Annotated in this window: 16 protein-coding genes; 8 read left to right on the top strand and 8 right to left on the bottom strand. The window is 74.7% G+C overall.

Translation table 11 applies throughout. The features are described 5' to 3' along the window. The first annotated feature begins 48 nt into the window (after positions 1 to 48). Entirely contained in the window at positions 49 to 1,653 is a 1,605-nt protein-coding gene (locus tag ACTMS2_RS07075) for an ABC-F family ATP-binding cassette domain-containing protein (protein WP_441174697.1), read from the top strand. A 77-nt stretch (positions 1,654 to 1,730) separates the two neighbouring features. Here ACTMS2_RS07075 and ACTMS2_RS07070 read toward each other — a convergent pair whose 3' ends face one another. Continuing rightward, complete coding sequence (locus tag ACTMS2_RS07070) at positions 1,731 to 2,330, bottom strand: cadmium resistance transporter (protein ID WP_357659236.1); 600 nt, start codon at positions 2,328 to 2,330, stop codon at positions 1,731 to 1,733. A gap of 237 nt (positions 2,331 to 2,567) precedes the next feature. Here ACTMS2_RS07070 and ACTMS2_RS07065 point away from each other — a divergent pair, with 237 nt between their 5' ends. The 3 genes from ACTMS2_RS07065 (at position 2,568) to ACTMS2_RS07055 (ending at position 5,701) form a co-directional block, all read left to right on the top strand. Continuing rightward, positions 2,568 to 2,795, top strand: a complete 228-nt coding sequence (locus ACTMS2_RS07065; RefSeq protein ID WP_007462679.1) for a helix-turn-helix domain-containing protein — start codon at positions 2,568 to 2,570, stop codon at positions 2,793 to 2,795. 46 nt (positions 2,796 to 2,841) lie between these two features. Beyond that, positions 2,842 to 3,609: an enoyl-CoA hydratase/isomerase family protein gene (locus tag ACTMS2_RS07060; protein WP_088999386.1), complete on the top strand. Its 768-nt coding sequence runs from the start codon at positions 2,842 to 2,844 to the stop codon at positions 3,607 to 3,609. A gap of 112 nt (positions 3,610 to 3,721) precedes the next feature. Beyond that, on the top strand, positions 3,722 to 5,701 hold the full coding sequence (locus tag ACTMS2_RS07055) for an ABC transporter ATP-binding protein (protein WP_441175128.1): 1,980 nt from the start codon (positions 3,722 to 3,724) through the stop codon (positions 5,699 to 5,701). A 65-nt stretch (positions 5,702 to 5,766) separates the two neighbouring features. Here ACTMS2_RS07055 and mug read toward each other — a convergent pair whose 3' ends face one another. From mug to ACTMS2_RS07025, 6 genes are all read right to left on the bottom strand, one after another. Continuing rightward, entirely contained in the window at positions 5,767 to 6,393 is a 627-nt protein-coding gene (mug, locus tag ACTMS2_RS07050; RefSeq protein ID WP_441174695.1) for a G/U mismatch-specific DNA glycosylase, read from the bottom strand. Continuing rightward, a complete protein-coding gene (locus ACTMS2_RS07045) occupies positions 6,393 to 7,160 on the bottom strand; it encodes an SDR family oxidoreductase (protein ID WP_441174693.1) in 768 nt (255 codons plus the stop codon). Before ACTMS2_RS07045 ends, mug begins: the two co-directional genes overlap by 1 nt. A 130-nt stretch (positions 7,161 to 7,290) precedes the next feature. Continuing rightward, positions 7,291 to 7,737 carry a hypothetical protein gene (locus ACTMS2_RS07040; RefSeq protein WP_441174691.1) on the bottom strand — a complete coding sequence of 149 codons (447 nt, stop codon included), beginning with the start codon at positions 7,735 to 7,737 and terminating at the stop codon, positions 7,291 to 7,293. Then, on the bottom strand, positions 7,734 to 8,552 hold the full coding sequence (locus ACTMS2_RS07035) for a DUF692 domain-containing protein (RefSeq protein ID WP_441174690.1): 819 nt from the start codon (positions 8,550 to 8,552) through the stop codon (positions 7,734 to 7,736). Before ACTMS2_RS07035 ends, ACTMS2_RS07040 begins: the two co-directional genes overlap by 4 nt. Next, a complete protein-coding gene (locus tag ACTMS2_RS07030; protein WP_441174689.1) occupies positions 8,549 to 9,460 on the bottom strand; it encodes a TIGR04222 domain-containing membrane protein in 912 nt (303 codons plus the stop codon). The genes ACTMS2_RS07035 and ACTMS2_RS07030 overlap by 4 nt, the downstream gene beginning before the upstream one ends. Positions 9,461 to 9,575: 115 nt before the next feature. Next, entirely contained in the window at positions 9,576 to 10,148 is a 573-nt protein-coding gene (locus ACTMS2_RS07025) for a TetR/AcrR family transcriptional regulator (RefSeq protein WP_101411614.1), read from the bottom strand. Between the two features lie 109 nt (positions 10,149 to 10,257). Here ACTMS2_RS07025 and ACTMS2_RS07020 point away from each other — a divergent pair, with 109 nt between their 5' ends. The 3 genes from ACTMS2_RS07020 to ACTMS2_RS07010 all read left to right on the top strand — a co-directional run bounded on the left by ACTMS2_RS07020 (position 10,258) and on the right by ACTMS2_RS07010 (position 12,940). Continuing rightward, positions 10,258 to 11,124, top strand: a complete 867-nt coding sequence (locus ACTMS2_RS07020) for a carbon-nitrogen hydrolase family protein (RefSeq protein ID WP_441174687.1) — start codon at positions 10,258 to 10,260, stop codon at positions 11,122 to 11,124. Positions 11,125 to 11,186: 62 nt separating this feature from the next. Beyond that, a complete protein-coding gene (locus ACTMS2_RS07015) occupies positions 11,187 to 11,831 on the top strand; it encodes an HAD family hydrolase (RefSeq protein ID WP_441174686.1) in 645 nt (214 codons plus the stop codon). A gap of 173 nt (positions 11,832 to 12,004) precedes the next feature. After that, positions 12,005 to 12,940 (top strand): serine protein kinase RIO, encoded by a 936-nt coding sequence (locus ACTMS2_RS07010; RefSeq protein WP_357721418.1) that lies wholly within the window; start codon positions 12,005 to 12,007, stop codon positions 12,938 to 12,940. Between the two features lie 43 nt (positions 12,941 to 12,983). Here the strand turns inward: ACTMS2_RS07010 and ACTMS2_RS07005 are convergent, their stop codons facing one another. After that, the gene (locus ACTMS2_RS07005; RefSeq protein WP_101411608.1) at positions 12,984 to 13,232 is read right to left on the bottom strand and encodes a DUF2630 family protein; all 249 of its coding nucleotides are present in this window, start codon (positions 13,230 to 13,232) and stop codon (positions 12,984 to 12,986) included. Positions 13,233 to 13,311: 79 nt separating this feature from the next. On the opposite strand from ACTMS2_RS07005, the gene ACTMS2_RS07000 reads away from it, so the two are divergent. Continuing rightward, a complete protein-coding gene (locus tag ACTMS2_RS07000; protein ID WP_441174685.1) occupies positions 13,312 to 14,229 on the top strand; it encodes an N-acetyltransferase family protein in 918 nt (305 codons plus the stop codon). The last annotated feature ends 44 nt before the right edge of the window (positions 14,230 to 14,273 follow it).

Genomic DNA, 14,273 nt, shown 5'->3' with positions numbered 1-14,273 from the left:
GCGTGCCCTGAGTCAGCCCTTCCAGACCCCGAGAGCGAGTCCTCCGACATGATCACTGCCACCGGCCTGGAGCTGCGCGCCGGCGCCCGGATCCTGCTGTCCGACACCACGCTGCGCGTGCAGCCGGGTGACCGGATCGGCCTGGTCGGCCGCAACGGCGCCGGCAAGACCACCACGCTGAAGGTGCTCGCCGGCGAGGGCCAGCCGTACGCCGGGCAGATCGACCGGCGCAGCGCCATCGGCTACCTCCCGCAGGACCCGCGCACCGGCGACCTGGAGGTCACCGGCCGCGACCGCGTCCTGTCCGCCCGCGGCCTGGACGTGCTGATGGCCCAGATGAAGGAGGTCGAGGCCAAGCTCGCCGACGACGCCGACGACAAGCTGGTCCGCCGCTACGGCGCGCTGGAGGACCAGTTCGCCTCCCTCGGCGGCTACGCGGCCGAGGCCGAGGCCGCCCGGATCTGCGCCAACCTCGGCCTGCCGGACCGTGCCCTCGCCCAGACCATCGGCACGCTCTCCGGCGGTCAGCGCCGCCGCATCGAGCTGGCCCGGATCCTGTTCCGCGACGCCGGCGAGAACGGCGGCGGCATCCTGCTGCTCGACGAGCCGACCAACCACCTCGACGCCGACTCGATCACCTGGCTGCGCAGCTTCCTCGCCAACCACAAGGGCGGCCTGATCGTGATCTCCCACGACGGCTCGCTGCTCGAGTCGGTGGTCAACAAGGTGTGGTTCCTCGACGCCACCCGCTCGGTCGTCGACGTCTACAACCTGGGCTGGAAGGCGTACCTGGAGGCCCGCGAGACCGACGAGCGGCGCCGCCGCCGGGAGCGCGCCAACGCCGAGAAGAAGGCCGGCGCGCTGATGGCGCAGGCCGACAAGATGCGGGCCAAGGCCACCAAGACCGTCGCCGCGCAGAACATGGCCCGCCGGGCCGAAAAGCTGATCTCGGGCCTGGAGGAGGTACGCGTCGCCGACAAGGTGGCGAAGGTGCGCTTCCCGAGCCCGGCCCCGTGCGGCAAGACCCCGCTCACCGCGACCGGCCTGTCGAAGTCGTACGGCTCACTGGAGATCTTCACCGACGTCAACGTGGCGGTCGACCGGGGCTCCCGGGTGGCCATCCTCGGGCTCAACGGTGCCGGCAAGACCACCCTGCTGCGGATGCTCGGCGGGCTGCTGGAGCCCGACACCGGCGGGGTGCACGCCGGGCACGGCCTGCGGCTCGGCTACTACGCGCAGGAACACGAGACGCTCGACGTGGACCGTACGGTGCTGGAGCACATGCGCAGCGCCGCCATCGAGCAGACCGACACCGACCTGCGCAAGATCCTCGGCGCGTTCCTCTTCTCCGGTGAGGACGTGGACAAGCCGGCCGGGGTGCTCTCCGGCGGTGAGAAGACCCGGCTCGCGCTGGCGACCCTGGTCTGCTCCGGCGCCAACGTGCTGCTGCTCGACGAGCCGACGAACAACCTCGACCCGGTCAGCCGGGAGCAGGTGCTGGACGCCATCGCCCGCTACCCGGGCGCGATCGTGCTGGTCACCCACGACCCCGGCGCGGTCATGGCGCTCAAGCCCGACCGCGCCATCCTGCTGCCCGACGGCGACGAGGACGCCTGGAGCGACGACCTCCTGGAACTGGTGGAACTGGCCTGACCATCCGCTCTGACCCGCCCCCCGGGCCGGGGCGACCCGGTGGGGCGGGTTGCGGTGGGTGCGGGTGGGTCGTGCGGTCAGCGCAGGAGGTCGCGTAGGTGGGGCAGGACGCCCGAGGTGGCCAGGATGACCACGCCGATGGCGATGAAGATCGCCGGAACGAGCCAGTGGCCCGCGCGCCCGACCAGCCGCGTCACCCGGGGGTGGTTGCCGAGCCAGGCGCCGGCCGCACACCACAGCGCGATGAGCACCACGAAGACCAGTAGGAAGACCGCGCTGTCCGCCGGGCCGAGCGCCCGGAACACCGGTACGTAGACGGCGATGTTGTCGGCGCCGTTGGCGATGGTCACTCCGGCCACGCCGATGGTGGAGCCCACCACCGCAGGTGTCTCGTCGGCGTCGCGGTCGAGCAGCGCGCGGACGCCGAGAGCGACCGGCAGCAGGCCGAGCAGCCCCGTCCAGGGATCGGGCACCACCAGGAGCCCGGCCGCGACCACGGCGCTGGCCAGGGCGAGGGCGCCGATGCCCAGGTACTGCCCGGCGACGATCTGCCAGGGCCGGGGGCGGCCGGTGGTGCGGGCGGCGACGAAGAGCAGCGTCAGGACGACGATGTCGTCGACGTCGGTGGCGGCGAACACCACGGCGGCACCGGCGGCGGTGCCCAACAGGTCGATCACGCCAGCAGGGTACGGGCGGGCCGCCCGTCGAGCCGGCTGAGCCCGTCGCGCCCGCCGAGTCTGCCGCGCGTGGTCGGGGCGGGCGTCCCGGAGGTCGGGAGCATCACTCTATCGGGAAGCTGACATTGCATAGCGTGTCGGTTGGCGAAGAGTTGATATCTGGCGCATGATCGTTCGAGGCGGTCTAATAGGTGGGACCGTATCCGAACCGCACAGTCTGGGACGTGAGGACACAGCATGGCAGCCACTGGCACAGCCACCAGCACTGAGAAGGGTCGCCGGATCGTCGGAGCCGAGCGTCAGACGCTCGCCAAGGACCTGGTAAAGCGGTACACCTCGGGTGAGAGCATCCGCGCGCTCGCGGCCTCGACCGGCCGTTCCTACGGGTTCATCCACCGGGTGCTCACCGAGTCCGGGGTTCAGCTGCGGCAGCGTGGCGGCGCCCGACGCCGCAAGAAGGCGTGACCCGCCCACCAGCGTCGTCCATCAGCGCCGCTCCCCGGGTCGCTCGGTGACCGCCGAGACGACCGGGGTCCGGCTGGAATGCGACGGGCCGGTCGCGACGGTCACGTTGTGCCGGCCCGACGTGCTCAACGCCCAGACTCCGGCGATGTGGCGCGCGATGAGCGAATTCTCCCGCGACCTTCCCGGCGACGTACGCGTCGTGGTCGTGCGCGGCGAGGGGCGGGCGTTCTCCGCCGGCCTCGACCTGTCCGTGGCCGGTGCCTCCGGTCCGGGGTCGTTCGCCGAGCTGGCCACCCTGCCTGAGCAGGAGTGTGCCGACCGGATCGCGGAATACCAGGGCGGCTTCACCTGGCTGCACCGCCCCGACGTCGTCTCCGTCGCCGCCGTGCAGGGGCACGCGATCGGCGCCGGCTTCCAGTTGGCGCTCGCCTGCGACCTGCGCGTGCTCGCCGAGGACGCGAAGCTCTCCATGGCCGAGGTGACGCTCGGCCTGGTCCCGGACCTCGCCGGCACGGGACGCCTGGTCGACCTGGTCGGCTACAGCCGCGCGCTGGAGATCTGCGCGACCGGTCGGCGGATGGACGCCGCCGAGGCGGACCGGATCGGCCTGGCCACCCTGGTGGTGCCCAACGCCGAGCTGGACGCCGCGGTGCGTGACCTGACCGCCGGGCTGCTCGCCAACGACCGCAACGCCGTGGTGGAGATCAAGGCCCTGCTCGCCGGCGCGGCCGGTCGGTCCGCCGCCGAGCAGCAGCGGGCCGAGCGGGAGGCACAGACCCGCCGGCTGCGCGATCTCGCCGGGCGCGGAGAATAGTAAGGACCGTTCGGGAAGACCCGGGTTACGGCCGAGGTTGTCAGAGTCGTCGGGACAATTGACCTGACGGTGCGGTCAGCCCGACGACCCGGAGGTGAACGTGTCCAACTCGATGTCGGGCGGCGGCATGGCCGGTTGGAGCATGCTCCGGTCGATGCGCAACCGCGACGAGATCTCCACGCACCGCCTCAAGCGCGGGGTGGCCCGGCGGATCGTGGCCTTCGCGCGGCCCTACCGCCGGGACATCGTCGTCTTCCTGGTCACCGTGGTGCTGGCGGCGGTCATCGGGGTCGCGACCCCGGTGCTCGCCGGCGACGTGATCGACACGATCACCCGGGGCAGTGCCGACGCCGGCAGCGCGGTGGTCCGGCTGGCGCTCGTCATCGCCGGCCTCGCGGTGGCCGACGCGCTGCTCTCGCTCGCCCAGCGGTGGTATTCGGCCCGCATCGGCGAGGGCATCATCCTGGACCTGCGCACCCGGGTCTACGACCACGTCCAGCGGATGCCGTTGCAGTTCTTCACGCGTACCCAGACGGGGGCGCTGGTCAGCCGGCTCAACAACGACGTGCTCGGCGCGCAGCGGGCGTTCACCTCGACGCTGTCCGGGGTGGTCAGCAACGTCATCCAGCTCGTGCTCACCGCCGCGGTGATGTTCACCCTCTCCTGGCAGATCACCGCGCTCTCACTGGTGCTGCTGCCGGTCTTCATCATCCCGGCCCGCCGGGTCGGCAAGCGGCTCGCCGAGATCACCCGGGAGTCCTACAACCTCGACGCGAAGATGAACGCGACGATGACCGAGCGGTTCGGCGTCTCGGGCGCGTTGCTGGTGAAGCTCTTCGGCCGCCCCGAGGTGGAGGCGCGTCGGTTCGCCGGGCGGGCCGAGCGGGTGCGCGACATCGGCATCCAGTCCGCGATGTACTCGCGGACCTTCTTCGTGGCGATGCTGCTGGTGGCATCGCTGGCCCAGGCGCTCACCTACGGGCTCGGCGGCTGGCTGGCGGTCACCGGCAACGTCAGCGCCGGCACCGTGGTGACCCTCGCCCTGCTGCTCACCCGCCTCTACGGCCCGCTGACCGCGTTGTCCAACGTCCGGGTCGACGTGATGAGTGCCCTGGTCTCCTTCGACCGGGTCTTCGAGGTGCTCGACCTGAAGCCGACGATCGAGGAGCGGCCCGACGCCGTGCCGGTGCCCCGTGACGCCGGTCGGATCGAGTTCCGCGACGTGCGGTTCCGCTACCCCAGCGCCGCCGAGATCTCGCTCGCCTCCCTGGAGGAGGTCGCCGCCCTCGACCGTACGGTCAACGAGCCCGTGCTCAGGGGCGTCTCGTTCGCGGTCGAGCCGGGGCAGATGGTGGCGCTGGTCGGCCCCTCCGGCGCCGGCAAGTCGACGCTGTCCATGCTGATCTCCCGCATCTACGACGTCACCGACGGGCAGGTGCTGGTCGGCGGGGTCGACGTCCGTGACGCCTCCCTCGACTCGCTGCGCGACGAGATCGGGGTGGTCACGCAGGACTCGCACCTGTTCCACGAGACCATCGCCGAGAACCTGCGCTACGCCAAGCCGGACGCCACCGACGACGAGATCTGGGCGGCCCTGGCCGGGGCGCAGGTCGCCGACCTGGTCCGGGCGCTGCCGGAAGGGCTGGACACGCTGGTCGGCGAGCGCGGCTACCGCTTCTCCGGCGGCGAGAAGCAGCGCATCGCGATCGCCCGGCTGCTGCTGAAGGCCCCGTCGATCGTGATCCTCGACGAGGCGACGGCGCACCTCGACTCGGAGAGCGAGGCCGCCGTGCAGCGGGCGCTGTCGGTGGCGCTGACGGGGCGTACCGCGCTGGTGATCGCGCACCGGCTCTCGACCGTCCGCGACGCCGACCAGATCCTGGTGCTCGACGGCGGGCGGATCGTCGAGCGGGGGCGCCACGAGGAACTGGTGGCCGTGGGCGGGCTCTACGCCGAGCTCTACCGCACCCAGTTCGCGGTCGCCGACTCGCCCACCCCGTACGCCGACGCGACCGGGCCCGAGCCGGTGGCCGTGCCGCCGCTGCGGCCCTACCTCGCCGACGAGGCGCTCCCGCCGGCGGCGGCCAACTGACGCTGCCGGGAGTCGCGGTCAATCACCGCCGGTCGGCGGCGCGACTGCCGCTGCCGACCGGCGCCTCAGTCGGCGGTGACCGCCGCCCGCAACTCCCCGAACGCGGCGCCGAGCGTCTCCGGGGTGAAGTGCGCGTTCAGCCCGCTGGGGTTGGGCAGCACCCACAGGCGGGCGCCCGCCAGCGGCTCCGGCTGCGGCCCGAAGGCGGCCTTCGGCCGGGCGAACCCGATCCGGTACGCGGTCACCCCCACCACGGCCACCCACCGGGGCCGGTACCGCGCGACCTTGGCGGTGAGGATCTGCGCCCCCTCGAGAAGTTCGGCCGGGGTCAGCTCGTCGGCGCGGGCGCTGGCCCGCGCGACCATGTTGCTGATGCCCAGGCCGTAGCCCGGCAGCTCGTCCTGCTCGCTGGGGTGCAGCAGCCGGGGCGTGAACCCGCCCCGGTGCAGCGCCGGCCAGAACCGGTTGCCCGGCCGGGCGAAGTGCCATCCGGTCGCCGCCGACCACAGGCCCGGGTTGATCCCGACGAAGAGCACGTCCAGGCCGGGGGCGATGACGTCGGGGATGGTGCGCTGCGCGGCCGCGGCGAGTTCCTCCCGGGTGGGGCGCGGATGCCGTGCGGCCGCGTCCGTCGTTCCCGCCCGCCGCCGGGCGGGGGAGCCGGGGGCCGACCTGCCGGCGGGCGCGGGCATCACAGGCTCCGCAGTACGCCGCCGTCGACCGGCACGGTGACCCCGGTCAGGTAGCTCGCGGCGGGGGAGAGCACGAACGCGGCCACCCGGCCGAACTCGGCGGGGGCGCCGATGCGGCGCAACGGAATGGCGGCCTCGGCCTCCGCGCGTGCCCGCTCGGGGTCGCCGGTGGCCGCGAAGAGCTCCACGTTGCGGTCGGTCATGATCCGCCCCGGCAACAGCCCGACCACCCGTACGCCCCGGGGGCCGTACTCGTCGGCGACGTCCTTGGCCATGCCCGCCAGGCCGGGCCGTAGGCCGTTGGAGATGCCCAGGCCGGGCACCGGCCCGCGCGCCGAGGTCGACAGGACCAGCCCGACGGCCCCGCCCGCGTCCCCGGCCAGGTTCTCGGCGACGGTACGGACCATGCGTACGGTGCCGAGGAAGACCGTCTCGAAGGAGTGGCGCCACTGCTCGTCGGTGACCGATGCGGCGCTGCCGGGCGGCGGTCCGCCGACCGAGACCAGCGCCCCGTCCAGCCGCCCGAAGTGCTCCCGGGCCGCCGCGACGAGGCGCTGCGGCGTCTGCGCGTCGGTCAGGTCGGCGGTCAGCCCGATCGCCCGCTCCGGCCCGCCGAGGCGCTGCGCGGCGGCGGCCACCGCGTCGGCGTCGCGGGCGGAGAGCACGACGCGGGCGCCGTCGGCGACGAGGCACTCCGCGGTGGCGTAGCCCAGCCCCCGGGAGGCGCCGGTGAGTACGTACACCCGATCGGTCAGTCCGAGATCCATGCCGTCGATCCTGCCGCACCCGGCCGGATCCGCCAGCGGGGCCCTCGGACCGCCAGGCGGCCGACGACCAGTGGCGGACGGTCCAGTGGCAGCGGACGGTCCAACGGTGGAGGGGCCAGCGGCGGGCGGTTCAGCGGTGTGCGGGGCGCAGCAGGCGTACCCGACCGGCGACCTGGACCGCGACGGCGCCGCCGGCGCGCCCCCACGCCGGCAGCCGACGCGGGCGCGGCGGTGCGTGCCCGTCGTAGCGGTGGGCGGCCTCGCGCGCGGCCAGTTCCTCCGCGCCCAGCGGCGGCAGCGCGCTCCGGTCGCGCAGGTCACGGGCCAGGTCCCAGCCGTCGCGCAGCGAGCCGTCGGTCGGCCGCCCCGACGCCCAGCGGGCGAAGGTCGCCGACCACTGCGGACCGAGACCGGTGGCGAGCAACGGCCAGTGCCGGGCCACCTCCCCGGCGCGTTTGCGCAGCAGCGCGGCTCCGGCGGCGGCGAGCGCCGCGGGGTCGAAACCCGCCGGCGCGGGGCCACCGGCCACCAGCGCCGCCACCAGCGCCGCCTGCCGCTCGGCCAGGTCGCCGCTCACGTCACCACCGGGAAGCCGGACGCGGCGGCCAGGGCGTCCAACTCGGCGCGCAGCACCGGGGCGGGCGGGTAGTGCCCGTCGCGTTCCAGCAGGAGCGCGGGTGGCCGGCGGCGGGCGCACAGCTCGCGCAGCAGGTCCAGCACCGGCGGCGGCACCGGATCGGTGTGCGTGTCGTGGTAGTAGCCGCCGTGCTCGGCGCCGCCCGCGACGTGCACGTAGGAGACCCGGTCCAGCGGCAGCCGGTCGAGCAGCGCGGCCGGGTCGGTGCCCCGGTTGCGGGCGTTGGCGTACACGTTGGCGACGTCGAGCAGCAGGAACGCGCCGGTGCGGTCCAGGATCTCGGTGAGGAAGTCGGCCTCGTCCAGCTCGTCGTCGGGCCAGTCGAACAGGGCCGCGATCGGTTCCAGCGCGAGCGGCACCGGCAGCCCGGCCTGCGCCCGGGCGACGTTGGCGCACACCGCGTCGACCGCCTCGCGGCTGCGCGGCAGCGGCAGCAGGTGGCCGGCCTCGACGCCGCCGGCCCGGACGAAGGCGATGTGCTCGCTGACCAGCGGCGCCCCGACCAGCTCCGCCACCGCGCCCAGGTGGGCGACGCGGGCCGGGTCGACCGGTTCCGCGCCGCCGAGGGACAGGCGCACGCCGTGCGGTACGACCGTCACGTCGCGCTCGCGCAGCGCGGCCAGCCCCGCCGGCAGCGGCCCGGAGGCGGCGACGCCCTCCGCGACCACCTCCACGAAGCGCAGCCCGGGCAGGTCGGCGACGAACCCGGCGATCTCCGGCCGCCAGCCGATGCCCACCCCATGTGGGCCGGTCATCCGCCGCACCCGCCTCCGCCGCAGCCCCCGCCGCCCCCGCACGAGCTGCCCCCGCTGCACGAGCTGCCCCCGCCGCACCCGCCGCCGCTGGAGGAGGCGCCGGTGCCGCTGATGGCCTGGCGCTGGATCTCGGCCTGGCTGGCGAAGCCGGGGTCCATGGCGTAGAGCGACGCGGTGCCGAACAACGCGACGCCCATCGCGGCGCCCGCCGCGCCGTACGTGGCGTAGGCCGGGGCCGAGGCGGGCGCGAGGTAGGTGTGCTGGCGCCGCAGGTCGCGCAGTGCCCGGGTGGCGGCGCGGGTGCGCCACGGCACCCGGTGCAGGAGGACGGCCACGACGATCAGCGGGATCTGGCTCAGCACGAGCCAGCCCACCGGACGGTCGTTGGCCAGCCCGGCGACGATGCGTGCCACGCCGACCAGCAGCAGGGCGGTGAGCAGGAACGCGCCCAGGCGCAGCGCGGACCGGCGGGCCGGTGCGAGCGCGAGCCCGCGTTGCTCCAGGCTGGCCCGCAGCTGATCGAGCGCCCGGACGACCCACTCGTCGCGGGCCAGCTGCCGGGTGGTGGCGTTGCGGCCGGCCGCGAAGTGGATCGCCTGGTCCAGCGGTGTGATCCCGGCCGGCAGCGGCCCGCCGGTGGTCAGCCGCCGATCCGGTCGTACGCCGATGGCGCCGCTGCTGCGCAGCGCGCCGACGGAGGCCCAGATCGCCAGCTGCTGCCCGCCGTTGAGGTAGGCGACCTGCTGCGGGCCGAGCTGGCCGACGTGACCCACCGACGGGCCGGCGAGGACCGCGAGCCGGTGGACGAGCGTACCGACGACGATCACGACGGCCACGAGGAGATAGACCCGGAGGAAGGTGGGGCCGGAGATGCCCCAGGTGTCACCAGGTGCGGCGGGGACGGTCATCTGCTGCTCCTTCGGGCGAGGGGGATCGCGGCCCAATTGTGGAGCAGCCCCGCCAGGGCGTACCCACCGCGTGGGCCGAGTTACCGGACCGATACGCGTGGCAGCGGGCGGACGGTCAGCGGCGGCGCACGGCCTCCTCGACCAGGTCGAGCACCGGGCCGAGGTCGCCGGCGGGGCGGCCCATCGCCAGGTGCAGCACCAGGCCGTCGTAGGCGAGTTCGAGGAACTGGGCCAGCACGTCGATCGGCACGTCCTCGCGGAGCACGCCCGCTTCCCGCTGCCGGGCCAGCCGGTCGCGGGTCGCCTCGGCAACCGCCGCCGACCGCTGCGCCCACCGCTTGGCGAACGCCGGGTCGGTCCGCAGTCGCCGGGACACCTCCAGTTGGCTGCCCAGCCAGCCGGTGGTGTCGGGGGAGACGGCGCCGGCCAGCAGGTCCCGCATGACCTGGACCAGGCCGTTGCGGGCTACGGTCTCCACCATGGCCGCGGCGTCGTCCTCGGCGACGGCGAGGAAGAGCGAGTCCTTGTCGCGGAAGTGGTGGAAGATCGCGCCCCGGGACAGCCGGGTGGCCTCCTCCAGCCTGCGGACGGTGGCGCCCTCGTAGCCGTGCCGGGCGAAACACGCCCGCGCGGCGGCGAGGATTTCCTGTCGGCGCGCGTCGAGCTGGTCCTGACTTACTCTGGGCACGGGTCGATCGTGACAGCTCACCCTCCGTTGTGCAAACCGTACGTACGGCTTGGTTTGGGGCGCGCGCATGATCATCCGTAGGGCACGCGCCGGTTAGGATCGCCCCGTGATGCCACTCCCCACCGCCGTCGCGGTCCCCGCCGCGCCGCTGACCGTCGCGGCCGTGCAGGCCGAGCCCGTACCCGGCGACGTGGTCGGCAACGCGGCGAGCGCCGCCCGGCTGGTCCGCCGCGCCACGGAGCGCGGCGCCCGGGTGACCGTGCTGCCGGAGCTCTTCCTGCCCGCGTACCACCTGCCGACGCTGGCGGCCGATCCCGCCGGCACCGACGTCGCGGCCGACGCGGCGGCCACGGTCGACGACGTGCGGCTGGACCCGCTGCGCGAGGCGGCCCGCGACGGCGGCGCGGCCGTGGTGGTCGGCGCCGCCGTCCGGCACCCGGACGGCCGGCGGACGATCTCCGCCCTGCTGGTCGACGGGGCCGGCGACGTCCGCGTCGGGTACGACAAGCAGCAACTGTGGAGCGGCGAGCGGGAGCTGTTCGTCGCCGGTGACCGGGGCGCGACCCTGCTCGTCGACGACTGGCGGCTCGGGCTCGGCATCTGCTACGACGGCTGCTTCCCCGAGCACGGCCGGGCCGCCGCAGCCGACGGGGCGCACGGCTACCTCTGCCCGAGCGGCTACCTGGCCGGCTCCGAGCACCGCCGCGACCTCTACTACGCCGCCCGCGCGCTGGACAACACGATGTACGTGGTGTTCGCCAACCTCGTCGGCGGCGCCGACCCGTGGCGGTTCAACGGTGGCGCCGCCGTCTACGACCCGGAGGGCCGCCCGTTGGCCCGGGGCGCGGACACCGGCGAGGCCGTGCTGGTCGTCGCGCTGGCCCCGGAGCCCCTCGCGGCGACCCGGTCCGCCCACTGCATGCTGCTCGACCGTCTGCCCGACCAGGGCGGGCCCCGGGCGGCCCTGCCGGCCTGACGGGTCGCCGGAAGCCGGCTCGGCACTGTCGGCGGGCGGTGGCGGTCCCGTAGGGTGCCCGAGTGCCGCTGCTCCTGCTGGACCTGGACAACACGCTGCTCGACCGGGCCGGTCCGTTCCGCGCCTGGGGGGAGCGTTTCCTGGCCGGTGTCGGCGCGCCGCCGGCCGACATCGACTGGCTGCTGTCCATCGACGCCGACGGGCTGACCGACCGGTGGGACGTGGCCGACGCCGTACGGGACCGCTACCGGCTGCGGATCCCGTCCATCGACCTGGTCGAGGAGCTGCACGACTGCGTGGTGGCCGACGTCCGGCTCGATCCGCTGGTGGCCTGCGCGCTGCGGATCGCCGACGAGGCGGGATGGACGCCCGTGGTGGTCAGCAACGGCGCGGTACGGCAGCAGGAGGCCGTCATCCGGCGTACCGGACTGGACCGCTTCGTCGCCGACTGGGTCATCTCCGAGGAGGCCGGCGTCAGCAAGCCCAACCCGAGGATCTTCGCGCTGGCCGCCCGGCGGGTGCGGCTGCCGTTACGCGGCGCCTGGGTGGTCGGCGACGGCCCGGAGGTGGACATCGGGGGCGCCGCCGCCGTGGGGCTGCCCAGCGTCTGGCTGCACCGGGGGCGGAGCTGGGTCGACAGCCGGTTCGCCCCCACCCGCACCGCCGACGGCGTGATCGCCGCCGTCGCGGCGGTGCTCGCCGCCTGACGGGCGGCGGGCCGGGCGTAAATCGGTTGACCCGGGTGGCGCCGGCGCGTGAGCATGGTCGGCGCATCGTGCAACCGGGCGCGCCCGGTCGAGGAGAGGGGGTCGGTCATGGCCGTCTTCGCAGGTCACCTCCACCTGCCCCCATCAGCCTCGAGCAAGGGAACACCACCGCAGTGCGCGATCACGACCTTCCGGCGCGCGAGCGCCGTACCCGCGGCAAGCGCCGCTTCGACGACGACGAGCAGCTCTTCCTGAAGCGGGGCCGGGCCGCCGGTCCCGCCCCCGCCGACCCGGACGCCGAGCCGGACCCCGAGACGGGGGACAGCTGGTCCTCCTGGGACGACGCCGTGCAGGGCCCGCAGCCCCACCCCGACTGGCTGGTCACCGAGCTGGCCGCCAGGGACACCGAGCTGGGGGTGCTCAAGACCGGCAAGGAGGCGGACGTCCACCTGGTCCGCCGGGCGGTCCCTGACACCGACCGGTCCTGCCTGCTGGCCGTCAAACGGTACCGGGACCCCCAGCACCGGCTCTTCCACCGCGACGCCGGCTACCTGGAGGGGCGCCGGGTCCGCCGGTCCCGGGAGAACCGCGCGATGGCCGGGCGCACCGCCTTCGGCCGGCAGATGATCGCCGGGCAGTGGGCGGCGGCCGAGTTCGCCGCGCTGGCCCGGCTCTGGGAGGTCGGCAGCCGGTACGGGACGATCTCCGTCCCCTACCCGGTGCAGGTGCGCGGCACCGAGCTGATGCTGGAGTTCCTCGGCGACCACGACGAGGGGCTGGCCGCGCCCCGGTTGGCCCAGCTGCGGCCGGAGGCGGGGGAGCTGCGCGAGCTGTGGGGACAGCTCGTCGACGCTCTCGTGGTGCTCGCCCGCGCCGGCCTCGCGCACGGTGACCTGTCGCCGTACAACCTGCTGGTGCACGCGGGGCGGCTGGTGTTGATCGACCTGCCGCAGGTGGTCGACGTGGTGGCCAACCCGCAGGGGCCGGAGTTCCTGGCCCGCGACGTCCGGGTGGTCGCCACCTGGTTCGCGGCCCGCGGCCTGCCGGCGGCGGACGCCGATCCGGCCGCGCTGACCGCGTTGCTGCTGCGGGAGGCGGGGATCCGCTGACCGCGACGTCCCGGGCGGCCGGCACCTGCCGCCCGGGACCGGGTCACTGGAGGTAGCGCTCGACCGCCGGCTTGGGACGCAGGCCCTGGGCGTCGGGGTCGCCGTGGGTCTGCCGGGCGGCCCGCCGTCGCCGCAGCAGGTCCCAGCACTGGTCGAGGGACTCCTCCAACTCGCGCAGCCGGGTACGGGCGTCGTCGTCCGTGCCCGACTCGCCGGCCTGCGCGTCGGCGCGCAACCGGTGCTCCTCGTCGACCAGCTCGGAGATGCGGTTCAGGATGGTCTTGTCGTCCATCCCCTGAGCCTGGCACAGGCCGTGCGGGGCGCGCCCGGGTTCCACCGCCGTGCCCGCCGCTGCGGTAGGTTGCCCAGCCATGGTCCCCACCGTCCGGGCCGCCGGCCCCACCGACGCGGCAGGGGTCGTCGCCCTGCTCCGCGCCGCCCGCCCCCATCTGGTGGTCACGCCGCAGGTGCTCGCCTGGCAGGCGACCGGCAAGCCGGCGGAGCGCTTCGGGATGCTCGTCGCCGAGGCGGGCGGCGGGATCGCCGGCGTCGCCCGTACGGGGCTGCTGCACGAGAGCGCGGAGCCTGGGCTCGGCTTCGTCAACCTGGTCGTGCACCCCGAGGAGCGTCGGCGGGGCGTCGGCTCGGCCCTGCTCGCCGCCGCCGAGGAGCGCCTCGTCGGGCTCGGCGTGCGCCTGGCGTACGCCCGGGTCGTCGACGAGCCGGCGTCGCTCGCCTTCGCCGAGCGGCACGGGTACCGGTCCGGCCGGCGCAACGTGATCCTGGGGCTGGACCTGGCGACGGCGGTGCTGCCGCCCGCGCCCGCCCCGCCGGCCGGGGTGCGGCTGGTCACGGCGGCGGACCTGCCCGACCCCCGTCCGCTGTACGAGGCGGACCTGGCCGCCGCCGCCGACGAGCCGGGCGACGTCGGGATGGACGAGATCAGCTTCGGCGACTGGCGGGCCGCGTACTGGGACCGGCCGGACCTGGACCGGGCGCTCAGCACGGTGGCGACGGCCCACGGGGTGGTGGTGGCGTTCACCGTCGCGCTGACCGACGGGCGCGACCGCTACCTGTCGGGCATGACGGGCACCCGGGCGGGGTGGCGGGGTCGGGGCCTCGCCCGGCTGGTCAAGCACGCGTCGCTGCGGGCGGCCCGGTCGGCGGGCCTGCGGTGGGCGTGCACCCTGAACGACGCCGGCAACGACGCGATGCGGGCGGTGAACGCCTGGTGCGGGTACCGCCCGGTGGCCGCCGAGTGGCGCCACCTGCGCACCCTCCACGAGTGACGCCCGACACGAAATCCTTCATGGACGAGCATTCCCATGAGCAA

Origin of the sequence: Micromonospora sp. SD12, assembly GCF_052068495.1 — a bacterium.
In the GTDB taxonomy this organism is placed as follows: Bacteria; Actinomycetota; Actinomycetes; order Mycobacteriales; family Micromonosporaceae; genus Micromonospora; species Micromonospora echinofusca.
This window is presented reverse-complemented; position numbering and strand designations above follow the sequence as displayed.